Origin of the sequence: Pantoea alhagi, assembly GCF_002101395.1 — a bacterium.
GTDB classification, from domain to species: domain Bacteria; phylum Pseudomonadota; class Gammaproteobacteria; order Enterobacterales; family Enterobacteriaceae; genus Mixta; species Mixta alhagi.
In genome coordinates this window covers 1,415,280-1,436,799 of sequence record NZ_CP019706.1, presented here as the reverse complement: position 1 = coordinate 1,436,799, position 21,520 = coordinate 1,415,280, and the positions used below count along the sequence as shown (strand labels likewise).

Sequence of the window (21,520 nt, the reverse complement as noted above, 5' to 3'; positions counted from 1 at the left end):
ATCTTTTAGCTGAAGCGTTTCAGTTCATAAATTTTGATTATGGCCCGTTCGGGTGGTGACAGAAGATATCAATCTTGTTAATGCGGTGTTATTTTTTCGCGCTATGTCTTGATGATAAAAACAGCTAACACCTCGTCCCCCACGCCGTCAACGGATACGCTTTTATGAAAACTTCTCTTTTTAAGAGCCTGTATTTCCAGGTATTAACCGCGATTGCCATCGGTATCCTGCTTGGACATTTTTACCCGGAGCTGGGTGCCCAGATGAAACCACTGGGTGATGCTTTCGTCAAATTGATCAAAATGATTATCGCGCCGGTAATTTTCTGTACGGTCGTTACCGGTATTGCCGGTATGGAAAGCATGAAAGCGGTTGGCCGCACCGGCGCAGTAGCGCTGCTCTATTTTGAAGTGGTCAGCACGATTGCACTGATTATCGGCCTGGTCGTGGTGAATGTGATCCAGCCGGGTGCCGGTATGAATGTCGATCCCGCTACGCTGGATGCTAAAGCGGTGGCGGTTTATGCCCAGCAGGCAGAGCAGCAGGGCGTCGTAGCTTTCTTGCTGGATGTGATCCCCGGCAGCGTCATTGGCGCTTTTGCCAGCGGCAATATCCTGCAGGTTCTGCTGTTCGCTATTCTGTTTGGCTTTGCGCTGCATCGCCTGGGCGATAAAGGCACGCTGATTTTCAACGTGATTGAGAGCTTCTCAAAAGTCATCTTTGGCATCATCAATATGATTATGCGCCTTGCTCCGATTGGTGCTTTCGGTGCCATGGCCTTTACCATCGGTAAATATGGCGTTGGCTCGCTGGTGCAGTTGGGTCAGCTGATTATCTGCTTCTACCTTACCTGCTTCCTGTTTGTGGTGCTGGTGCTGGGCACTATCGCCCGCGTCACCGGCTTTAATATTTTTAAATTTATCGCCTATATCAAAGAAGAGCTGCTGATTGTGCTTGGCACCTCCTCCTCTGAGTCCGCATTGCCGCGCATGCTGGATAAGATGGAAAAGCTGGGCTGTAAAAAATCAGTGGTCGGGCTGGTTATTCCTACCGGCTATTCATTTAACCTTGACGGCACCTCAATCTACCTGACGATGGCCGCAGTATTTATTGCCCAGGCCACCAACAGCCATATGGATATTTTCCATCAGATCACGCTGCTGGTCGTACTTTTGCTCTCCTCAAAAGGCGCGGCGGGCGTTACCGGCAGCGGCTTTATCGTGCTGGCCGCAACGCTCTCTGCGGTAGGCCATTTGCCGGTCGCCGGACTGGCGCTGATTCTGGGTATCGACCGTTTTATGTCCGAAGCGCGGGCGTTAACCAACCTGGTCGGTAACGGTGTGGCGACAATCGTGGTGGCGAAATGGGTCGATCAGCTGGATGAAAAGCAGCTGCACGATCAGCTGACATCAGCGAAAAAGGCGAAAAAATTGCCGGAAACGTCGGTTTAACGCCTGATGTAAAACGCCTTGCCCTGCGCTAACGTGCATAAGGACGCCGCCTGGCAATCAGGCCGCGTCCTTTTTTATTGGGTAGCCGCCGCGTATGACGTCATGAGTTGTACAGCTTATGAACGCCTGCGGTGCTACAAACGCGTTAAATCTATAAATAACCCTAAAAAAACTTTATCTGTTCCCGCTGTGACTTGCCCTTGCAGCGGGCATTTGCATAATAAAGCCCACACAGACTGTGTCAGCTCATGGCAACGGAGTTTGCCGGACACGGTTAACGTTCATTTTATTTCACGTCGTTGTGTGACAACCTCGTTTTTGCGTGGTCTAACTGCCGGTGCGCCCGCTGTGCGTTATCAACAGGAAGATAGCGTCAGACTATCGTGCGTCATCAATGAGATTAAGTTAGTAATTGAGTAGGGGTTCACATGCAGGGCACCAGAATGCGTCTTTTGGTTGGTGGGTTGTTGCTGGCGGCCGTCAGCGGCACATTGCAGGCTGAAACACTACAACCCGATCCCGCCTGGCAGCAGGGCAAATTAGATAACGGTTTTAAGTGGCAGCTGCTCAGCACGCCGCAGCGTCCCAACGATCGTGTGGAAGTTCGCCTGATGGTGAATACCGGATCGCTGATGGAAAATGCCCAGCAAACCGGTTTTAGTCATCTGCTGCCTCGCCTGGCGATGGTCCATAATACCGAGCTTGATCCAGCGCAGCAGCGCTCGCTCTGGCAGCAGGGAATGGACCCCGATCGTCCGTTGCCGCCAGCCGTTACATCCTATGAATTCACGTTATACAATCTCAGCCTGCCAAATAACCGCCCGGAACTGTTAAAGGATGCGTTAAGCTGGCTTTCTGCCACGGCAGGCAAAATGTCGATCAATGAGCAGGTGGTAAACACCGCGCTTGGCGCTGACGATCCCATCGCCAGCTGGCCGCTTAATCCACGTGACGTCTGGTGGCGTTACCGGCTGAAAGGTTCCACGCTGCTGGGGCACGATCCCGCTGAGCAGCCCAAAGCGCCGGTTGATATCAATCAGCTCGGCAGCTTCTATAAGCAGTGGTATACGCCAGATGCCATGACGCTCTTTGTGGTGGGCAATGTTGATAGCCGCGCCCTTAGCGAGCAAATTAATAAAGCCTTCTCGCCGTTAACAGGCAAGCGTGATACGCCAGCCCCGATGCCGACGCTTGCTCCGTTGCCGCCGCAGCCGGTTACTCTGGTGAATCCCAGCCTGAAGAAGGATCGTCTGTCGCTAATCTGGGATATGCCCTGGCAGCCCATCCGTGATTCGCAAAATCTTATCCGCTACTGGCAGAGCGATCTGGCGCGTGAAGCGCTGTTCTGGCATGTCCAGCGCGTATTAAGCGACAGCAAAGCGCAGGGCGTTCAGGTGGGCTTTGACTGCCGCGTGCTTTATCAGCGGGCGCAGTGCGCGATCAGCATGGATTCCAGCGCGGAAACGCTGGAGAAGAATATGACCCTGATTGCTCACGAGCTGGCTAACGTGCGTGATAATGGCCTGCCGCAGTCAGAGTTTGACGCGCTGATGGCGCAGAAAACCACCGAGCTGAATAAATTGTTCGCCACTTATGCGCGTACCGATACCGATGTATTGATGAGCCAGCGTTTACGCTCGCAGCAAAACGCGGTGGTAGATATTGCGCCGGAACAGTATCAAAAATACCGGCAGGACTTCCTGAATAGCCTGACGCTGACTGCGCTGAACCAGGAGCTGCGTCAACAGCTGTCGCAGGAGCTGACGATGGCGCTGATGCAGCCGCAGGGCGAACCAGAAGCCAATATCAAAGCGCTGCATGAGAGCTGGCAGAAAATCATGACCCCGCCGCCGGCTCCGGTGGCTGCCACACCGGAAGAGGGCAAAGCGGAAGTATCAGATATTCCGGTGCCACAGTCATAAAATCATCGCCGGTGGGGTTAAATCTCACCGGCGTTTTTTTACGCGCTGTCAGACGGTGGTGGTGGCGGTTTTTTTCGCCCGCAGCCATTCGGTTACCAGCATTGGCCAGCTGGCTAGCGGCGAATCGGCCAGATTGCGCATACCAAAGCCGTGGCCGCCGCGCTCATAAAAATGCAGCTCCACCGGCACTTTTTGCTCCCGCAGGGCGCTGAAAAGGGCCATGCTGTGGGTGACCGGCACGCTTTCATCGTCAACGGCATGGATCAACAGCACCGGCGGTGTTTCACGCGTAACGCGGGTTTCCAGCGAATAAGCTTCCAGAGTTTTATCGTCCGGCCATGCGCCAAGCAGCCGCTGACGCGATTCGGCGTGCGCCAGACCATCACGCATGGAGATAACCGGATAGACCAGCACCAGCGCATCAGGACGCGCTGAGAGTTTGTCTGCATTATCCTGAGGTGGATAAAGCTTTTCGCTAAAGCGTATACCCACGCTGGCGGCAACGTAGCCGCCGGCGGAGAAGCCCAGCATCACAATGCGTTTACCGTTAAGACCGCGCGCGGCACGATCGCGCAAAACGCGAACCGCACGCTGTGCGTCAGCCAGCGGCGCATCGGCTCCTTCATGATGCCCTTCCCCCGGCAGGCGATAGGTCATTACCGCCAGCGTATAACCCATTGCGGTGAAGAATGTCGCCAGCGAACTGCCTTCGCTATCAATCATAATGCGCGCAAAGCTGCCGCCTGGCGCGACCAGCAGCGTGGTGCCGTTTGATTCTTCCGGATACCAGACGGCCAGTTCAGGACAGCGAACGCCGGACGCTGCCCGATTGTAAGGTTCAAATTCTTTGGCTAAATCGATGATTTGCGGTTTAGCGGTCGACTGACTGGCTCCGGGCGCGTCGCCTTGTGGCCAGAGATTGAAAATATCTGCTTTCATAACCTGTCCTGATTAGCGTGATGTTAGGTGCCGGAGCCAGGTACTGCGAATAAAATTCAGGCGGGGCATCATTAATCATTGGCGTTGAAAGGCATGCGCGTCCAGCATTTACTGTGCGCTAAACAACAGAATCAGAATTAGCCTGGCGAGAAAAATACAAATTTAGCTTAGGTGAAAATAGTGAGTTCTATTAATTGCTTGCAGCGAAAAATAAAGAAAAGGCAGCAAGATAAGCGGGGCTTTCTTGTGTGGCAGACAGCCGTTGCGCTAATAAAAACCGCCCCGGCTACGCGAAGCGGTTATTAGTGAAGCGCTTGCCTGCTGGCTACCAGCTACGCAGCTCGGCGTAGGGCACCATAACATGCTCCCGATAGGCCGGACGCTGCGTTAAGCGCTGATAATAATTTTCCAGAGCAGGCAAGGTAGGGCGCTCAATCTCCAGCGTGTAATAGCGATAAAGCAGCGTGCCAAACATGATATCCGCGACCGTTAGCCGATCGCCTGCCAGATAGTCATGCTGCGTCAGCCGCTGGTCGGCAATCTTTAGCAGCTTCGTCAGATTATCCAGCGCGGCGGCTATCGCCTGCTCATCCCGCTCCTGCGGCGCGGTGACAAAAACCGGCCAGAACACCGGGCGCATAAAGCTCACATAAACGTTAGACTTCGCCCATTCCGCCCAGATATCCACGGACGCACGTGCCAGCGCGTCCTGGGGCCAGAAAGCATCATCGCCATAGCGGCTGGCGAGGTAACGGACAATAGCGGCGGATTCAAACAGCGGCTGGCTGTCGCCATCACGCAGTACCGGCACCAGGCCGTTAGGGTTCATCGCCAAAAATTCTGGCGTATGGTTACCGCCATATTTGTGTCCGATGTCGATGCGCTGGTAAGGCAACCCCATCTCGCCAATACACCACATTACTGTCTGTACATTCGATGAAGTTTTACGACCCCAAACCTTAAGCATTGCTTATTCTCCTGAGCGATAGCGGAGCCTACAGCATAAGCGCAGCTTTTAGCGCGGCATAGCATTAAGCGGAATAATTGCGCCGCGATGTTGGATAACCGTGCTGGCGGTCAGGTGACCACGCTGCGCTGCTTCCTGCGCGCTGCCGCCGCACAGCCGCACCGCCAGATAACCTGCGCTAAAGGAGTCGCCAGCTGCGGTGGTATCGATAATTTTTTCTTTTTCCAGCCGGATAGCCGGTACTTCCAGCAGCGGCTCATCGTTCAGCGCTACCAGACAGGCATCCGCGCCGCGCTTGATAACGATTTCGCTCACGCCGGCTGCGCGGGTGCGGGCAATCACCTGCTCTACAGGCGCTTCATCCCATAGCGCGGTTTCATCATCCAGCGTCAGAAAAGCGATATCAGTACAGCTGAGCATGGCCTGATAGGCCTGTTGCGCCGCCTCGCGGCTTGCCCAAAGGCGTGGTCGATAGTTGTTATCAAAGATGACTTTGCCGCCGTTAGCGCGACAGGCAGAGAGGAGTGTCATCAACCGCTGCCGATCTTCGGCTGACAGAATCGCCAGGCTGATGCCGCTGAGATAGAGATAATCGAATTGCGCCAGCTGCTGGCAAATCGCCTCTGCCTGTGGGCTTTGCAGCCAGAAACGCGCAGCGGCTTCATTACGCCAGTAGCTAAAGGTGCGTTCGCCGTGCGCATCGGTTTCAATCACGTACAGACCAGGCAGGCGGTTATCCAGGCGCTGAACCAGTCCGGTCTGCACGCCTTCCTGCTGCCATGCTGCAAGCATTTCATTGCTGAAATTATCGTTGCCCAGTGCGGTAACGTACTCTACCGTCAGCTGGTCAGCCTGCGTTTGACGTGCAATATAGACGGCGGTGTTCAGCGTATCGCCGCCAAAGCCTCGCTTCAGCGCCTCTCCCTGTGATGAAAGTTCGATCATGCACTCGCCGATTACCGCTATTTTTTTCCCTGCCATCATAATCACCCCCGTAATAAAAGGCTTTAGTCTCCACCGAGCGCGGCGGTGAGTCAATATTTTAAAACGGCGTTTTAATTTAACTTAAGTCGTTAATTTGCTGAGATAAGCAGCGATAAAGCAATAAATCACAGCGTTATTGTTACGATTGAAAAGGTTTCTTGCTGTTAAAGTGGCTGCCTTCAACGCAGCGCTGGCTACGAAAACTTTACCAGTATGCTGTGATTGACTCAGGAACAGGGCCTGACTACCAGGATTAAAAACATGATGATGAATAAAATAAGTCATCGGCTTCCTTCCTCAATTGTCATGCAACAACATCAAGAACAGCGGCACTATTGGCTGGGATGCCAGCGTTTTTACACCTTCCAACCGATTTATCAGGTTACGGGCCGCCTGATGGCAATTGAGCTACTGACTGCGGTGTCGCATGCGTCTGCACCGGGTCAGAAACTGTCGCCGGAACGCTATTTTGCTGCACTGGATATTCCGCAACGCTTATCTGTTATTCAGGAACAGCTGGAGCTGCTAAGCCACCGGGAACGCTTTTTCGAGGATGCCGGATGTGTTGCGTCAGTGAATATTGACGGGCCGACGCTACTGGCGATTCAGCATCACGCGCCGCTGCGCGCACTGATTGCCCGCCTGCCCTGGATTCGCTTTGAGTTGGTTGAGCATCATGTTTTGCCGCAGGAAGAGATGGTGGCACAGATGCCGGAACTGGGCGCGCTGTGGCTGGACGACTTTGGCTCCGGCATGGCCAACTTTTCTGCGCTGACAGAGCTAAGCTACGATTACATCAAGCTGGCACGCGAGCTGTTTATTCTGTTGCGTAACAGCGAAGAGGGCCGCTGTTTGTTTACATCACTGCTGGCACTGATTAATCGCTACTGTAAAGGGGTGATTGTCGAAGGAGTGGAGACGGCCGAAGAGTGGGAGCAGGTGCGCAATTCGCCCGCTTTCGCTGCGCAGGGCTATTTCTTTGCGCGTCCGCAGCCTTTTGATGAACTGGTTAATCTGCCGTTTCAGCTTGCCGGATGCTGATTTGTCTCCTCTCTACTATCTTTACCAGATAGATTGCAGGTAAGGAGATGGAGATGTCACGCACAGGAAAAGTTACCAGCTGGGTTATTGGGATTTTTTGTTTGCTGGTTGTGGTGATTGTGGTTGTAATGGCAACCTTCGACTGGAATCGCCTGAAGCCAACCATCAACCAGAAAGTCTCAACGGAGCTGAACCGACCTTTCGCGATTCGCGGCGACCTTGGCGTTAACTGGGTGCGCAACCGCCAGGAGCCGGGCTGGCGTCGTTGGGTACCCTGGCCGCAAATACATGCCGAAGATATTGTGCTGGGTAATCCGCCCGATATTCCTGACGTCACAATGGTGCACTTACAGCGTGCCGACGCGACAATTTCACCGCTGGCGCTGTTGCACAAAGAGATTTTTATTCCCTGGATCAAACTTCAACAGCCAAATGCCCGACTGATCCAAACCGCCGATAAAAAGAACAACTGGACCTTTGAACTTGCCAGCAGCGACCAGCCAGAAACGGAGCAGCAGCCTTCCGCCTGGTCTTTTCGCCTGGACAATATCGAGTTCGATCGGGCGTATATCGCCTGGCGCGATGCCATTAATAAAGCCAGTGTGAAAATGGAAGTGGATCCACTGGGCAAACCGGTGGCTTATAGCCAGATTGCTGGCGGCGATGATAAGCAGAAGGGCGCAGCGGATTTCATCTTTGGCTGGCGCGCCAGCGGCACCTGGAACGATCAGCAGCTTGAGGGAAGCGGCAAGCTGGGCGGCATGCTGTCGTTGCGCAGCAAAACGACGCCTTTCCCGGTGCAGGCTGAGGTGCGCAATGGCTCGACGCGCGTCGGAATTACCGGCAGCCTGCAGGACCCGCTTAATCTGGGCGGGCTGGATCTGCGCGTACGTTTTTCCGGCGATACGCTGGCTAATCTTTACGATTTAACCGGCGTACTGCTGCCGGATACCCCGCCCTATGAGACCGATGGTCATCTGAAAGTAAAATTCCATGAAAAGGGCACTACCGTTTACCATTACGAGAATTTCAATGGTCATATCGGCGATAGCGATGTTCACGGCACGCTGACCTATACGCAGGGCAAACCGCGACCGAAGCTGAGCGGTGAAGTGGAGTCTCGCCAGCTACGCATGGCGGATTTAGGGCCGCTGATTGGCGTGGATTCTGGCAAAGATAGCGACAGCAGCAAGCGTACAAAAGCAAAAAGTAGCGACAGCAGCAATCAACCTGCCGATCGTGTGCTGCCGCATGATCGTTTCGACACTAAAAACTGGGACGTGATGGATGCTGATGTGAAATTCAGCGGCAAGCGTATCGAACACAGCAATTCGCTACCGTTAAGCGATCTTTATACCCATTTACAGCTAAAAGATGGCGATCTGCTGTTGGATCCGCTGCGGTTTGGCATTGCGGGCGGCACTATTAATTCAACCATTCGTCTGGAAGGTAGCCGGACGCCAATGCGTGGCCGGGCTGACCTGCATGCTCGTCGGTTGCATCTGCGCCAGCTTTTACCAGACGTGGAGGCGATGCGTAGCAGTATGGGTGAGCTGAACGGCGATGCGAAGCTAAGCGGCACCGGTAATTCCGTAGCGGATCTGTTGGCTACCAGCGATGGCGATATGAAGCTGCTGATGAACGAGGGCGTGATCAGCCGTAGTCTGATGGAGATTATTGGTCTGAACGTGGGTAACTACGTGGTGGGCAAGCTTTTTGGCGATGAAGAAGTGCGTATCAATTGTGCAGCCGCCAACCTGGAGGTGCGTAACGGCGTTGCCTCGTCGCGGCTGTTTGTTTTCGATACCACGAATGCCGTGGTTTACCTTTCCGGTAACGTTAACTTTGCCAGTGAGCGCATGGATCTTTCCATCAATCCGGAAAGCAAAGGCGTACGTATTGTTACTCTGCGCTCGCCGCTATACGTGCGCGGCACCTTTAAAAACCCGGATGCAGGCGTGAAAACAGGCCCGCTGCTGGCGCGCGGCGCAGCGGCGGTAGCGTTAGGCACGGTACTGACCCCGGCAGCAGCGCTGCTGGCGCTGATTTCCCCCAGCGATAATGAAGACAATCAGTGCGTGAATGTCCTACAGCAAATGAAGGACCAGAAGTAACGCGCAATGTAAAAAAGGCGTCATTCAGACGCCTTTTTTATTGCCGCTTTGGGTTACGCTTCGTAGAGCGTTTGATGGCGCGTCTCTTTGCAGGCGATCAGCGCAATAAGCGTTAACAATGCCATTGCCGCCAGATAGAGACCGACGGCAAACAGGCCGTAACTGGCGTTAAGCCAGGCGGCGATATAAGGCGCTACCGATGCGCCGAGAATCGACGACAGATTGTATGAAAATGACGCGCCGGTATAACGCACTTCTGTGGGGAACAGCTCCGGCAGCAGCGCGCCCATCGGGCCGAAAGTCAGGCCCATAATACTCAGGCCGAGCAGCAGAAACACCATCATCATCGTCTGGCTGCCAGATGCCATCAGCGACGGGAACAGCAGCGCAAAAACCAGAATCCCTAATGTAATCACGATCATAGTTTTACGGCGGCCATAACGGTCAGCCAGAAGACCGGCGATCGGCACCATCACGCCAAAACCGATCACTGCCACCATCAGCATCCACAACAGGCTGTTGCGCGAAAAGCCGAGGCCGGCAGGAACCGGCGCGGTGCCATAGCTCATTGAATAAACGGTCATAATATAAAACAGCGTGTAGGTTGCCAGCATGATAAAGGTGCCAAGGATAGTTGCCCCCAAATGCTTGCTCAGCAGCGTACCGATGGGAATGCGTACCTGCTTTTTCTCTTTCTGCACTTTAGCGAATACCGGACTTTCGTGCAGCGATACGCGCACGTAAAGGCCAATAATCACCAGCACCGCCGACAGCACGAACGGCACACGCCAGCCCCAGCTCATAAACTGCTCGTCAGTTAACAGCCAGGAGAGCAGCAGGAAGGTGCCGTTGGCAAAGAAGAAGCCAATCGGCGCGCCAAGCTGCGGAAAAGAACCATAGAGTGCACGTTTCTTCGCGGGCGCGTTTTCCGTTGCCAGCAGCGCCGCCCCGCCCCATTCGCCGCCCAAACCTAACCCCTGGCCAAAGCGCGCCAGCGCCAGCAGCAGCGGCGCAAAAACGCCAATGGTAGCGTAGCCGGGCAGCAGACCAATAACCACCGTAGAGATCCCCATGGTTAACAGCGAGGCAACCAGCGTGGCCTTACGACCAACACGATCGCCAAAATGACCAAATAGCGCTGAGCCGATAGGGCGCGCGATAAAAGCGATGGCGAAAGTCGCCAGCGACTGTAGCGTGGCGACGGTGGCGTCACCCTGCGGAAAGAAAATATGTGGGAAAACAATCACTGCGGCGGTGGCATAAATATAGAAATCGAAGAATTCGATAGCGGTTCCCACCAGCGACGCAATAACCACTTTACTGCGCGAGTTAACCTGAGCGTTGTCGTTTTCAGTATCGATTGTTGGAGCGATGGATGCTTGCATAATTGTTTCTTATTTATAAATCGTGTTCAGGAATCTTACGCACTGCCTCAGGCGCGTTCAATGGTGAAAAGCCGCGTCACGGCTGGCTCGAGCGGGTAAAAAGAGGATAATTTTTAACAATAAAGCATTATCGGCGGATGGCAGGGCGAACGGCCATTTTTCTGGCGAGAAACACTGCAAAATGGAGTAATAAAAGTGAGGGGTTAGTTATTCATGCTGGGCGTTGGTTAAATATTGCGCGCGACGCGGCATTTTCGTCTGGATGCCGCGTCGGCGAGCTGGCGGCACAAACTCTTCTGTACGCCATCATCCTTACAGGCAACTGGCGCAGGGCTTCGGGCCGAAACCGGTTATCTCTTTTATCCCCTGGATGTTTATCCTTCAGTTCGGATAAAAGATTTTTAGCAGTTTTTCTTTTTTATGGTTAAAAGCCTCAAGATCGTGATTATCGTCTCTTCCCTGCATATAAAGATTTTTCTCCTGACTAAAATCTTTATCGCTAATCATAAACAAAGCCATTAAATAATCTGTGTCATTAATGCCGCTGGCTCTTTTTAATGCGATGACTTTTTTATAGCACGATGGCTCATAGTTGCCAATCCTGTCTTTTAACATACATTCTTGTAAAAGCAAAGAGGCGTTTTTATGTTTTTGGTTAAAGGGTTCAAGTACCGAAATTGCCTTTTTATATTTTCCGCCAGAAGCCAGCAGCCCTGAATACATCCTTATGATATTAATATTGTCCGGGTTGCTATCAGAAAGAGAGGATAACTTAGTTAATAGTGTTTTTTTTATATTTTCATTATTTGATGCAACATATTTTTTTGTCAGGCAGGACGCTTCCTCCGTTGAGTTTTTATCGTTATTTATAGTGGCATAAGCGTTAAATATCCACAAAAAAGTCATTGCAAGCAGTATTGTTCTTATCATATTAAAACCTGTCAAATGGCGTTAAGGTTATAATTGTTTTCAGGGATGACGGAAATGGAACTGCACTGCCAATATAGCCTCCATCATAAATATAACCCGCCTCAATTTCTATTTCCGGCGGCGAATATATATTTTCTTTAATTATAAATTGAACTGAACCAATAATTATATCGTCAATACTCACAGCGAAACACTCACCTCTATCTCTTGTTAGTTTATAAGTTTTATTAGTTAATGTATCTCTGACATTACACCAAAAAATAATCTTGCCGCTTCCGGCAGCCTTAGCAGCGTTAGTTTTCCCCGTCGCTGATAGATACAGCTTTTTTCCGCTTGGTATATTATTATCTCTGACGATTAAGTTAACAGAAAAACTGGCATGTATACCTACGCCTTCAATTCTTAAATCTGCTAACTGAGAATAACTGAATGATTTTATCGACATAATAGTTTCACTCCCTGTGAATATTTATATATAGGCGTATCGGGAAACAGGACAACAAGAATTTTTAATGTAAAGGTTTCACATCCCGGTTTTTGTGCGCGACGCGACATTTTTTGAGCTGCCGCGTCGCGCATGGGCTATTTTTTTCGACGTAGCTCCAACTGCGGGTCATTTTTATAGTTGGCGGTGGCAATCCAGGCAGCGCAAAACAGCGTCAGGCGAGCAAAGAAGTAGAAAAACGCCATCAGCCCCAGCACTGAACCAAAGGCCGCACCGGAGGGCGAAGCGGCCAACTTCGGCAGGGTCATGGTCATAATAAATTTAATGACCTCAAAGCCGATTGCCGCCAGCAGCGTGCCGCGCAGCAGCGCTTTTTTATGGGGGCGATGGCGCGGCAGGATCCAGAAAATCCACAAGAAAAGCAGGTAGTTGGCGCAAATAGAAATCGAGAGCGCAATCAGCGTCATCGCCGGACGCAGCCATTCGATATCTTCCAGTCCCAGCGCCCGCACAATCGCATCCTGCGCTGAACCAGCGATAGAAGTCAGCGACAGCGTAATAATCAGCGCCAGCACCAGCCCGGTCAGGGAAATAAAGTCGCGGGTATATTTAAAGTAGATTTTTTCTTTATCCTCCTTGCCCCGTTCAAAAACGTCACGCGACTGGGCGCGAATCGCTTCGCGCAGGTTACCCATCCAGTTAAGACCTGAATAGAGTGCGACCAGCAGGCCGGTGATACCGACCGTGGTACGCTGCTGAACGGCGGTATTAACCGTATTTTTTAAGGTGCTGGCTAACGTTGGATCGCTGATGCTGTTGGCGATGCGTTCAATCAGCTCGTTCAGCAACGTTGGATGCGACGCCAGCACAAAACCCACCGCCGCAAAAGAGACCATCAGAATCGGGATCAGCGATAAAAACGAGAAATAGGTAATTGCAGCGCCAAACTGGCTGCCCAGGCGATCGGTAAAACGTTCTCCGGCGCGAATAAAATGCGCTACCGCCGGGATTGCCTGAAACCATCTTACGAAATGTGAAACCCGGCTAATCGAGCGATCAACCGTAGCGTTGCCAGTCTTGATATTAATCAGGGGCTTATCTTCTGCCTGCTCAACAGGAGGCTGGGCGTTTTTGTCCGTCATCAACCGGAATCATCCTTTTGTTTAGGGCTTTAGCTTGTCATTATAGCCGCGCTGTTACGCAACGTAGCCTTTCAACAGCTGCGTCAGCCATTCCATAAAGACTCTGACCCGCTGGGCCAGATTGCGGCGGTGCGGCCAAAGCAGCGACAGCGGCATAGCGCGGGCGTGGAAACCGGGCAGCACTTCCACCAGTTGCTGATTTTCCAGCAGCGGCTGAATACCGTGACGCGGTGCCTGAATAATACCCAGCCCGGCAAGGCAGGCGTGACGATAAGCCTGCGTCGAGTTAACCGTCAGCGCGCCGCCGGTCTGGATAAAATGGCTGCGCTGTCCGTCATAATATTCAAAGCCTGCGGGCGCGCCGCCAAATTGCTGGCTGTAATGCACCATCGCGTGCTGTGAAAGCTCTTCCAGCCGCAGCGGCATACCAAAACGCATCAGATAGCTGGGGCTGGCGCAGTTTGCCATTTGCAGCAGGCCCAGCGTACGGCTCATCAGGCCGGAATCCTGAAGCTGGCCTACGCGCACCACGCAGTCAAAGCCTTCCCGGATCACATCCACCTGTCGATCGCTGCTGCTTAGTTCCAGTTCCAGGCCAGGGTAGTGCTGCAGGAACTGTGGCAGCTGGGGAATAACGATATCGGTCGCCAGCGCCACCGGCATGTCCACCCGCAGGCGACCGCTTAGCGTAGCCGGTTCGTTCTGAAACAGCGTATCCATCTCTTCCAGCGTTGCCAGCACATCACGGCAGCGTTCGTAATAGGCCAGCCCATCCTGAGTAAGCTGTACGCGTCGGGTAGTGCGATGCAGCAGACGCGTGCCTAATCCATCTTCCAGCGCCTGCACCTGACGCGACAGGCTACCTTTCGGTAGTCCAAGGCTTTCTGCAGCGCGGGTAAAGCTCTCCATCTCCGCCACCGTGACAAACACTTTCATTGCGTGAATTTTATCCATTTATGCACCGTTTGTTACCAGAAATGAAACAGTGAAACGCTGTAAGCATAGTTTATCGCGAAAACTGTTTTCAATATGCTGGATTTTTAAGCGATAAAAAGGCAGGAGACGCATCATGAGCAATAAAATTGTATTAATAACCGGTGGCAGCCGGGGTTTAGGGCGTAATGCGGCGCTGAAACTGGCGGAAAAGGGCGTCGATGTGATAATTACCTGGCGTCAGCAGCAGCAGGAAGCGGAAAGAGTAGTAGAAGCGATTCATGCTCTGGGCCAGCGCGCTGCGGCACTGCAGCTGGATGTGGCTGAGGTGGCAGGCTTCGCAGATTTTATCGAACGCCTGCAGCAGACGCTGCGCACGCAATGGCAACGTGAGCGCTTTGATTATCTGTTCAATAATGCAGGCGTTGGCATGTACAACTCTTTTGCTGAAACCAGCGAGCAGCAATTCGATACGCTGATGCTCACCCATTTCAAAGGCCCCTTTTTTCTGACTCAGCGTCTTCTGCCGCTGATTAATGACGGCGGTCGCATTCTCAACGTTTCCAGCGGACTGGCGCGTTTTAGCCCGCCCGGCTACGCGGCATACGCATCAATGAAAGGCGCAATGGAAGTGCTGACGCGCTATCAGGCGCGTGAACTGGGGCCGCGTGGTATTGCGGTAAATATTCTGGCGCCCGGTGCGATTGAAACCGATTTTGGCGGCGGTTCGGTGCGCGATAATCCTGAGGTTAACGCCTGGATCGCTGCGCAAACCGCCATGGGACGCGCCGGACAGCCGGATGATATTGGTCGTGCCGTGGCTGCACTGCTTAGTGAAGATACCGGTTGGATCACTGCCCAGCGCATCGAGGCATCCGGCGGCATGTTTCTGTAAGCCCGATCAGGCGATGTTGATGGCAGGCCAGGCGGAGGGCTTCCGCACTGGCCGCATAAGATTTACACCGTCAGGGTGCCGTCAATAAGAGTAACGGCTTTGCCGCCGATCCAGATGCCATCATCGCGGTACTGAACGGAAACCAGGCCGTTACGCTGAATAACGGTGCCCTGACGCGCCAGATAATCATGCGGGCGGCCCTGTGCCGCCAGATAACGCGCCAGGCAGGCATTGGCACTGCCGGTCACGGGATCTTCCGTTAACGCACCCTGTTCCACCAGCAATCCGCGCACCTCATATTGCACTTTGCCGTCACTGGCCGGGCCAAACGGCATCACACCAGAGACCCCGGCATCCTGCAACAGCTGCGCCAGACGCGGTACGTCGGGAACAATATCCAGCACCGCCTGCGCCGAGGCCATTGGCACCAGCAACCAGCGGATGCCCATATCAACAATGGTCACCGCCTGCTGCATATCAAACGCTTCGCTGTTCAGGGCGGCAGCGATGCCGGGATGCTCCCAGCCGGTCAGCACCGCTTCCGGCGCGGCAAAGGCCAGATTGCCGTTGGCGGCCACAGAAATGGGCACCAGCCCCACGCCGCATTCCTGCACCATACGGCCCGGCGTTTTAACCGAATGGCCTGCTTCCAGCAGCGCGTGCGCCGTACCCAGCGTGGGATGACCGGCAAACGGCAGCTCGCCCTCAATAGTAAAAATGCGCACCCGATAATCAGCGTCAGGATGCTGAGGCGGCAGAACAAAGGTGGTTTCAGACAGGTTAGTCCAGCGGGCGATAGCCTGCATTTGCGCATCGCTCAGCGCGCTGGCATCAAGGATCACCGCCAGTGGATTACCACAGAAAGCTGTATTACTGAAAACATCGACCTGCTTAAACGGAAGAGTGAGTGCCATAACCATCCCAACGTTGATCCAGAAAACTGATTACTACCCTGTTTACGTTGCTAACGTCAACGGCAACCACTATGAATAGAGTAACCATATAAAAATTCAGGGCTGAATTGATGCTGACAATATTAGGACGCGCCTCCTCTATCAACGTGCGTAAAGTGCTCTGGTTATGCGACGAGCTTTCCCTGCCTTATCAGCGGGAAGATTGGGGCCAGGGGTTTAAATCCACTCATGAGGCGCGCTTCCTGGCGCTGAATCCTAATGCGATGATACCGGTGATCAAAGATGAAGACTTTGTGCTGTGGGAATCAAATACCATCATTCGCTACCTGGCAAACGCTTACCAGGGCGAATGGCTCTATCCCACTGCCCCGCGTGCGCGTGCGCAGGTTGATCGCTGGATAGACTGGCAAGCCACCGAACTGAATACGGCCTGGCGCTACGCCTTTATGGCGCTGGTGCGTCAGTCGCCCGCCCATCAGAACGAACGGCTGCTGGCCGCCGCCTGTAAAGGCTGGACTTACACCATGGGGATTTTAAATCAGCAGCTGGAAAAAACCGGACGCTATATTGCAGGCGATCGCTTTAGCCTGGCGGATATTCCTGTTGGGCTGTCGGTTAACCGCTGGTATGAAACGCCGCTTGAGCATGCAAATTATCCCGCTGTTCGCGCCTATTATGAACGGCTTACCGGCCGGGAAGGTTACGTAAAATGGGGGCGCAACGGCATCCCGTAAAGGCGGGGGTTAAGCCAGCCGGGGTTCAACCGCGCCAGCGGGCAACCCGCTCATTTCACAGGCCACCGCGCCCGCTCGGCTGATGGCGTAACGATAACGATCGTCAAAGGGATAACAGCAGGAAAGACGTACTGCATGATTAGCACGATCGCTCAGGGTGTAAAGCGCGCCTGGCGTCAGGCAGATTTTTTCCTGCAACAATCGATGGAACAGCGTCTCGGTATCAATGCTGTCCGGCAGCGTTATCCAGAAAACAAAGCCGCCCTGCGGCAGCGTGGCGCGGGTGCCAACCGGAAAATGCTGCGCAATTAACGCCCGCGCTTCATCCAGATTGGCAGCATAGCGACGGCGCAGCGATCGCAGGTGACGATCGTAGCCGCCGGTGGCCAGAAACTGCGCCAGCGTCTCGCACAGCAACGTCGATTCCGCCATAGAAGAGAAGGCTTTCAGCCGGGCAATCTCTTTGCTGTAGCGGCCTGCCGCCATCCAGCCGATACGAAAGTCCGGGGCCACCGTTTTGGTAAAGCTGGTGCAGTAGATCACCCAGCCGTCACGATCGAACGCCTTTACCGTCGGCAGCTGTGGTTCGCGGAACTGCAGTTCATCATATAAACCATCCTCAATCAGCGGCACCTGCCATTGATTCATCAACGCCGCCAGCCGCTTTTTATTTTCCGGCGTCATGCTACAGCCCAACGGGTTTTGCAGGCCGGGCATGGCGATCAGTGCCTGAATACGTCCTTCCTGTAACACCATCTCCAGCGCATCCAGCGACAGGCCGGTTTGCGGATCGGTAGGGATCTCCAGCGTCTTCAAACCAAGACTGGAGAGCAGCGGAAACAGGAAAAAATAGGTTGGCGTCTCCAGGCCCACGCAGTCGCCCGGACGCGTCGTGGCGCGCAGCGCCAGCTGTAGCGCTTCCATGCAGCCATGCGTCAGCGTAATGCTTTCGGCTGTGAGTTTCATACCCATATAGCTGGCGCGCCGCGCGATCTCTTTACGTAAGGTTTCGCTACCTGGCGGCAACGCATAGCGTCCGATAATCTGCGGATGACGGCGTAGCAGCGAGGCGGTAATACGCGCCAGTTTAGCCGTGGGGTAGAAGTCGCCATCACGCGGGCAGGCCAGGGAGATATTGATATAGTCGGGGTGATTCTGCGCCGCAAACACCGTATCAATCAGATCCAGCTTGGCCTGTCCCGGCGTGCTGATGGTGGTCAGATAGCCCGGACTTTTTTCCGGCGCGGGCAGCATGCTGCGCACGTAATAACCGGACTGCGGGCGCGACTCAATCAGCCCGCGATCTTCCAGCAGCCGCCAGGCGCTCAGAACGGTATTGATGCTGACCTGCTGCGCCATTGCCACCCGGCGAATAGCTGGCAAACGGCTGCCTGGCAGCCAGGTGCCGTCATGAATGGCGCTGGCAAAATTATCCGCCAGCTGCTGATAACGCCGGTTTTCGCTGAGATCGATGGACACAGTTGCTCCCTGAACAGTGGGGTACAATTTTATTAAACATGCTTTGTACCCATTACAATAGTCTTTTGCTGTCTCTGTTACCATTCTCCGGCGCTGCATAACATAAAGCTTCTGTTATCAGCCTGGAGCCTGCCATGATCGATCCCTCTTTTTTCAGCTACGTCACTGTAATGTCGATAACCCCCGGGCCGAACAATCTGTTACTGGCGACCTCTGGCGTTAACTTCGGTTTGCGTCGTACGCTGCCGATGATCGGCGGTTTTTTGCTGGGCTGCATGGTGCAGTTACTGCTGTTGGCACTGGCGCTGGATCTGCTGCTGAGCTGGATGGAGGAGATCCGCAAACCGTTAACGCTGCTGGGCTGCGCCTGGATGCTGTGGTTATCGTGGAAAATCTGGCGTTCGGCGGCACCAACGCTACAGGCCAAAGCACGACCCATGACCACGCTCGGCGGCGCGCTGTTTCAGGCGATTAACCCCAAGGCCTGGCTGATGGTCAGCAATGTGGCGCTGCTCTATATCGCCGATAACGGCATTGTTACCGTGCTGACAGGATATGCGCTGCTGAATCTGCCCTGCATTTTACTCTGGGCGTTTCTGGGGGAACGGCTGCGCGTGCTGCTGACGGTGGAGTGGAAACGACGTCTGTTTAATAGCGTAATGGCCGGTTCGCTGGCGCTGACGGCGCTATGGATGCTGTATGAGGTATGGCGGTAAGTGAAAAAAGCGGCCCCACGCAGGAAGCCGCCCAAAGATTATTCCGGCACGTCGCTGCTGCCCTGCTGCGATGGCCATTTCCAGTTGCGCACTTCCGGCAAGTCTTCGCCATGTTCGCGCACGTAGCGATGATGTTCGGCAATTTTCTCTGCCAGCGCGTCAAGAATGTGATCCGCTTTACCTGCCAGCGATGGAATACGCTGGATGGCCTCCTGCGCCAGGTGATAGCGATCCAGTTCATTCATCACCGTCATATCGAACGGCGTAGTGGTGGTGCCTTCTTCCATAAAGCCGCGCACATGGAAGTTATGGTGGTTGTTGCGCTGATAGGTGAGCCGGTGAACCAGGCTGGGATAGCCATGAAATGCGAAGATTACCGGTTTATCGCGGGTAAATATCTGGTCAAACTGGGCATCTTCCATGCCGTGCGGATGCTGATCCTGGGTTTGCAGCGCCATCAGGTCTACTACGTTGACTACACGGACTTTCAGCTCCGGCAACCAGGTTTTAAGCAGATCCACCGCCGCCAGGGTTTCCATGGTGGGTACATCGCCTGCACAGGCCATCACCACATCCGGCTCGTCTCCTGGCTGTTCAGTGCCTGCCCACGACCAAATTCCCAGACCCGCTTCACAATGTTTGATAGCCTGATCCATGGTCAGCCACTGCGGCTCCGGCTGCTTGCCCGCCACGATAACGTTAATGCGGTCCCAGGTTTTCAGACAGTGATCGCCTACCCAGAGCAGCGTGTTAGCGTCTGGCGGCAGATAGATGCGCACAATATCAGCTTTTTTGTTGGCGACATGGTCCATAAAGCCAGGATCCTGGTGACTGTAGCCGTTATGGTCCTGCCGCCAGACGTGTGAAGAGAGCAGATAATTCAACGAGGAGACCGGCTCGCGCCACGGCAGCTTGCGCGTGACTTTCAGCCACTTCGCATGCTGGTTAAACATTGAATCGATGATGTGAATAAAGGCTTCATAGCAGTTAAACAGGCCGTGACGTCCGGTCAGCAGATAGCCCTCCAGCCAGCCCTGACACTGATGCTCGCTCAGGATCTCCATGACCCGGCCATCGTGCGCCAGCTGTTCATCGTAAGACCTGACCTCCTCCATCCAGGTGCGGTTAGTAACGTCGAACACGTCGCTCAGACGGTTGGATGCGGTTTCGTCAGGGCCAAACAGACGGAAATTATCTTTATTACGCTGGAAAATCGCACGCAGATATTGCCCCAGGATTTCGGTGGACTGCACCTGCTTTTCGCCAGGCGTGGTGACCTCCACGGCAAACTCACGGATATCAGGCGTATCCAGCTCGCGGCGTAGCCGTCCGCCGTTGGCGTAAGGCGATGCGCCCATGCGTTTTTCCCCCTGCGGGGCCAGCGCACGCAGCTCCGGCTTCAGCCTGCCCTGTTCATCGAACAGATCGTCCGGCTGATAGCTGCGCATCCACTGCTCCAGAATTTGACGATGCTCGTCATTCTCACGGCAGGAAGAGACCGGCACCTGATGCGCGCGCCAGAAATCCTCAACCTTTTTGCCATCTACCGTTTTCGGGCCGGTCCAGCCTTTCGGGCTACGCAGAATAATCATTGGCCAGCGCGGGATCGCTTCCGGCGCGTCGCCGCTGCGGGCGCGCCGCTGATACTCGCGGATCTTATCGCAGGCGTTATCCAGCGTTTCCGCCATCTGCCGGTGCATTTTCTCTGGCTCGTCTCCGCAGACAAACAGCGGTTCATAACCGTAGCCGCTGAACAGCTGATGCAGGTCTTCATCGCTGCTGCGCCCAAGCAGCGTCGGATTGGCGATTTTATAGCCGTTGAGATGCAGAATCGGCAGCACGGCGCCGTCGCGGGCGGCGTTGAGGAATTTAATGCCGTGCCAGCTGGAAGAGAGCGGGCCGGTTTCCGCTTCGCCGTCGCCAATCACGCAGGCGGCAATCAGATCGGGATAATCGAACACCGCGCCAAAGGCGTGTGACAGGGAATAGCCCAGCTCGCCGCCTTCGTTAATCGATCCTGGGGTTTCCGGCGCGGCGTGGCTGGGAATACCGCCGGGAAAGGAGAACTGCTTAAACAGTCGCTGCATGCCGATAGCGTCTTCGCTGATCTCCGGATAGATCTCGCTGTAGCTGCCTTCCAGCCAGGTATTTGCCACCATGCCCGGCCCGCCGTGGCCCGGCCCGCAGATATAGATCATATTCAGATCGCGATGGCGGATAACGCGATTAAGGTGCGCATAGATAAAATTAAGGCCGGGCGTGGTGCCCCAGTGACCCAGCAGACGCGGTTTAATATGTTCAGGCTGTAGCGGCTCGCGCAGCAGGGGATTGTTCATTAAATAGATTTGGCCCACTGACAGATAGTTAGCGGCGCGCCAGTAGCGATCGAGCAACTGGAGTTCTTGTTGGATATCAGGTGCATTCGTCATGCTTTTCCTCCGGTGACGACAATCACAATTTTTGCCAGGAAGCGCTTTACCCGGGCGAAATGAAAATCAATACTCTTTAACCCTACTAGAAGAAATCTTA

Annotated in this window: 19 protein-coding genes; 7 read left to right on the top strand and 12 right to left on the bottom strand. The window is 54.1% G+C overall.

Annotation, left to right across the window (positions count from 1 at the left end; all coding sequences use genetic code 11):
- The first annotated feature begins 164 nt into the window (after window positions 1–164).
- Window positions 165–1,451 carry a dicarboxylate/amino acid:cation symporter gene (locus B1H58_RS06735; RefSeq protein ID WP_085068870.1) on the top strand — a complete coding sequence of 429 codons (1,287 nt, stop codon included), beginning with the start codon at window positions 165–167 and terminating at the stop codon, window positions 1,449–1,451.
- Between the two features lie 428 nt (window positions 1,452–1,879).
- Entirely contained in the window at window positions 1,880–3,373 is a 1,494-nt protein-coding gene (locus B1H58_RS06730) for a M16 family metallopeptidase (RefSeq protein ID WP_085068867.1), read from the top strand.
- 48 nt (window positions 3,374–3,421) lie between these two features.
- On the opposite strand, the gene B1H58_RS06725 is transcribed toward B1H58_RS06730, so the two are convergent.
- The 4 genes from B1H58_RS06725 to B1H58_RS06710 all read right to left on the bottom strand — a co-directional run bounded on the left by B1H58_RS06725 (window position 3,422) and on the right by B1H58_RS06710 (window position 6,548).
- Window positions 3,422–4,312 (bottom strand): alpha/beta hydrolase, encoded by an 891-nt coding sequence (locus B1H58_RS06725; RefSeq protein WP_085068865.1) that lies wholly within the window; start codon window positions 4,310–4,312, stop codon window positions 3,422–3,424.
- 325 nt (window positions 4,313–4,637) lie between these two features.
- Window positions 4,638–5,279 carry a glutathione S-transferase family protein gene (locus B1H58_RS06720; protein ID WP_085068863.1) on the bottom strand — a complete coding sequence of 214 codons (642 nt, stop codon included), beginning with the start codon at window positions 5,277–5,279 and terminating at the stop codon, window positions 4,638–4,640.
- 48 nt (window positions 5,280–5,327) lie between these two features.
- On the bottom strand, window positions 5,328–6,260 hold the full coding sequence (kdgK, locus tag B1H58_RS06715) for a 2-dehydro-3-deoxygluconokinase (RefSeq protein ID WP_085072245.1): 933 nt from the start codon (window positions 6,258–6,260) through the stop codon (window positions 5,328–5,330).
- A gap of 84 nt (window positions 6,261–6,344) precedes the next feature.
- A complete protein-coding gene (locus B1H58_RS06710) occupies window positions 6,345–6,548 on the bottom strand; it encodes a hypothetical protein (protein ID WP_085068861.1) in 204 nt (67 codons plus the stop codon).
- Between B1H58_RS06710 and pdeH the strand changes: the two genes are divergently transcribed.
- Window positions 6,525–7,304 (top strand): cyclic-guanylate-specific phosphodiesterase, encoded by a 780-nt coding sequence (gene pdeH, locus B1H58_RS06705; protein ID WP_085068859.1) that lies wholly within the window; start codon window positions 6,525–6,527, stop codon window positions 7,302–7,304. The genes B1H58_RS06710 and pdeH overlap by 24 nt on opposite strands.
- A 53-nt stretch (window positions 7,305–7,357) precedes the next feature.
- Window positions 7,358–9,418: an AsmA family protein gene (locus tag B1H58_RS06700; protein WP_085068857.1), complete on the top strand. Its 2,061-nt coding sequence runs from the start codon at window positions 7,358–7,360 to the stop codon at window positions 9,416–9,418.
- A 53-nt stretch (window positions 9,419–9,471) separates the two neighbouring features.
- Here the strand turns inward: B1H58_RS06700 and B1H58_RS06695 are convergent, their stop codons facing one another.
- From B1H58_RS06695 to B1H58_RS06675, 5 genes are all read right to left on the bottom strand, one after another.
- Window positions 9,472–10,803, bottom strand: coding sequence for an MFS transporter (locus B1H58_RS06695; protein ID WP_085068855.1), 1,332 nt, complete (start codon window positions 10,801–10,803; stop codon window positions 9,472–9,474).
- A gap of 381 nt (window positions 10,804–11,184) precedes the next feature.
- Window positions 11,185–11,733 carry a hypothetical protein gene (locus B1H58_RS06690; RefSeq protein WP_085068853.1) on the bottom strand — a complete coding sequence of 183 codons (549 nt, stop codon included), beginning with the start codon at window positions 11,731–11,733 and terminating at the stop codon, window positions 11,185–11,187.
- Between the two features lies 1 nt (window position 11,734).
- Window positions 11,735–12,178 (bottom strand): hypothetical protein, encoded by a 444-nt coding sequence (locus B1H58_RS06685; RefSeq protein WP_085068852.1) that lies wholly within the window; start codon window positions 12,176–12,178, stop codon window positions 11,735–11,737.
- A 137-nt stretch (window positions 12,179–12,315) separates the two neighbouring features.
- Window positions 12,316–13,320: an inner membrane protein YhjD gene (yhjD, locus tag B1H58_RS06680; RefSeq protein WP_085068851.1), complete on the bottom strand. Its 1,005-nt coding sequence runs from the start codon at window positions 13,318–13,320 to the stop codon at window positions 12,316–12,318.
- A gap of 54 nt (window positions 13,321–13,374) precedes the next feature.
- A complete protein-coding gene (locus B1H58_RS06675) occupies window positions 13,375–14,274 on the bottom strand; it encodes a LysR family transcriptional regulator (RefSeq protein ID WP_085068850.1) in 900 nt (299 codons plus the stop codon).
- Between the two features lie 115 nt (window positions 14,275–14,389).
- Here B1H58_RS06675 and B1H58_RS06670 point away from each other — a divergent pair, with 115 nt between their 5' ends.
- On the top strand, window positions 14,390–15,148 hold the full coding sequence (locus B1H58_RS06670) for an SDR family NAD(P)-dependent oxidoreductase (protein WP_085068848.1): 759 nt from the start codon (window positions 14,390–14,392) through the stop codon (window positions 15,146–15,148).
- Window positions 15,149–15,210: 62 nt separating this feature from the next.
- Here the strand turns inward: B1H58_RS06670 and B1H58_RS06665 are convergent, their stop codons facing one another.
- Window positions 15,211–16,062, bottom strand: coding sequence for a PhzF family phenazine biosynthesis protein (locus B1H58_RS06665; protein WP_085072244.1), 852 nt, complete (start codon window positions 16,060–16,062; stop codon window positions 15,211–15,213).
- A 110-nt stretch (window positions 16,063–16,172) separates the two neighbouring features.
- On the opposite strand from B1H58_RS06665, the gene B1H58_RS06660 reads away from it, so the two are divergent.
- Window positions 16,173–16,796: a glutathione S-transferase family protein gene (locus tag B1H58_RS06660; RefSeq protein ID WP_085068846.1), complete on the top strand. Its 624-nt coding sequence runs from the start codon at window positions 16,173–16,175 to the stop codon at window positions 16,794–16,796.
- Window positions 16,797–16,805: 9 nt separating this feature from the next.
- On the opposite strand, the gene B1H58_RS06655 is transcribed toward B1H58_RS06660, so the two are convergent.
- The gene (locus tag B1H58_RS06655) at window positions 16,806–18,275 is read right to left on the bottom strand and encodes an aminotransferase-like domain-containing protein (RefSeq protein WP_237172457.1); all 1,470 of its coding nucleotides are present in this window, start codon (window positions 18,273–18,275) and stop codon (window positions 16,806–16,808) included.
- 134 nt (window positions 18,276–18,409) lie between these two features.
- Between B1H58_RS06655 and B1H58_RS06650 the strand changes: the two genes are divergently transcribed.
- Window positions 18,410–18,991, top strand: coding sequence for a LysE family translocator (locus tag B1H58_RS06650; protein WP_085068842.1), 582 nt, complete (start codon window positions 18,410–18,412; stop codon window positions 18,989–18,991).
- 38 nt (window positions 18,992–19,029) lie between these two features.
- Here B1H58_RS06650 and B1H58_RS06645 read toward each other — a convergent pair whose 3' ends face one another.
- Window positions 19,030–21,420 (bottom strand): phosphoketolase family protein, encoded by a 2,391-nt coding sequence (locus B1H58_RS06645; protein WP_085068840.1) that lies wholly within the window; start codon window positions 21,418–21,420, stop codon window positions 19,030–19,032.
- Window positions 21,421–21,520: the final 100 nt, after the last annotated feature.

Bases quoted from the DNA above. Each gene is read 5' to 3' on its own strand.
- B1H58_RS06735 (WP_085068870.1), top strand. From the start codon at position 165: ATGAAAACTTCTCTTTTTAAGAGCCTGTATTTCCAGGTATTAACCGCG.
- B1H58_RS06730 (WP_085068867.1), top strand. From the start codon at position 1,880: ATGCAGGGCACCAGAATGCGTCTTTTGGTTGGTGGGTTGTTGCTGGCG.
- B1H58_RS06725 (WP_085068865.1), bottom strand. From the start codon at position 4,312: ATGAAAGCAGATATTTTCAATCTCTGGCCACAAGGCGACGCGCCCGGA.
- B1H58_RS06720 (WP_085068863.1), bottom strand. From the start codon at position 5,279: ATGCTTAAGGTTTGGGGTCGTAAAACTTCATCGAATGTACAGACAGTA.
- kdgK (WP_085072245.1), bottom strand. From the start codon at position 6,260: ATGGCAGGGAAAAAAATAGCGGTAATCGGCGAGTGCATGATCGAACTT.
- pdeH (WP_085068859.1), top strand. From the start codon at position 6,525: ATGATGATGAATAAAATAAGTCATCGGCTTCCTTCCTCAATTGTCATG.
- B1H58_RS06710 (WP_085068861.1), bottom strand. From the start codon at position 6,548: ATGACTTATTTTATTCATCATCATGTTTTTAATCCTGGTAGTCAGGCC.
- B1H58_RS06700 (WP_085068857.1), top strand. From the start codon at position 7,358: ATGTCACGCACAGGAAAAGTTACCAGCTGGGTTATTGGGATTTTTTGT.
- B1H58_RS06695 (WP_085068855.1), bottom strand. From the start codon at position 10,803: ATGCAAGCATCCATCGCTCCAACAATCGATACTGAAAACGACAACGCT.
- B1H58_RS06690 (WP_085068853.1), bottom strand. From the start codon at position 11,733: ATGATAAGAACAATACTGCTTGCAATGACTTTTTTGTGGATATTTAAC.
- B1H58_RS06685 (WP_085068852.1), bottom strand. From the start codon at position 12,178: ATGTCGATAAAATCATTCAGTTATTCTCAGTTAGCAGATTTAAGAATT.
- yhjD (WP_085068851.1), bottom strand. From the start codon at position 13,320: ATGACGGACAAAAACGCCCAGCCTCCTGTTGAGCAGGCAGAAGATAAG.
- B1H58_RS06675 (WP_085068850.1), bottom strand. From the start codon at position 14,274: ATGGATAAAATTCACGCAATGAAAGTGTTTGTCACGGTGGCGGAGATG.
- B1H58_RS06670 (WP_085068848.1), top strand. From the start codon at position 14,390: ATGAGCAATAAAATTGTATTAATAACCGGTGGCAGCCGGGGTTTAGGG.
- B1H58_RS06665 (WP_085072244.1), bottom strand. From the start codon at position 16,062: ATGGCACTCACTCTTCCGTTTAAGCAGGTCGATGTTTTCAGTAATACA.
- B1H58_RS06660 (WP_085068846.1), top strand. From the start codon at position 16,173: ATGCTGACAATATTAGGACGCGCCTCCTCTATCAACGTGCGTAAAGTG.
- B1H58_RS06650 (WP_085068842.1), top strand. From the start codon at position 18,410: ATGATCGATCCCTCTTTTTTCAGCTACGTCACTGTAATGTCGATAACC.
- B1H58_RS06645 (WP_085068840.1), bottom strand. From the start codon at position 21,420: ATGACGAATGCACCTGATATCCAACAAGAACTCCAGTTGCTCGATCGC.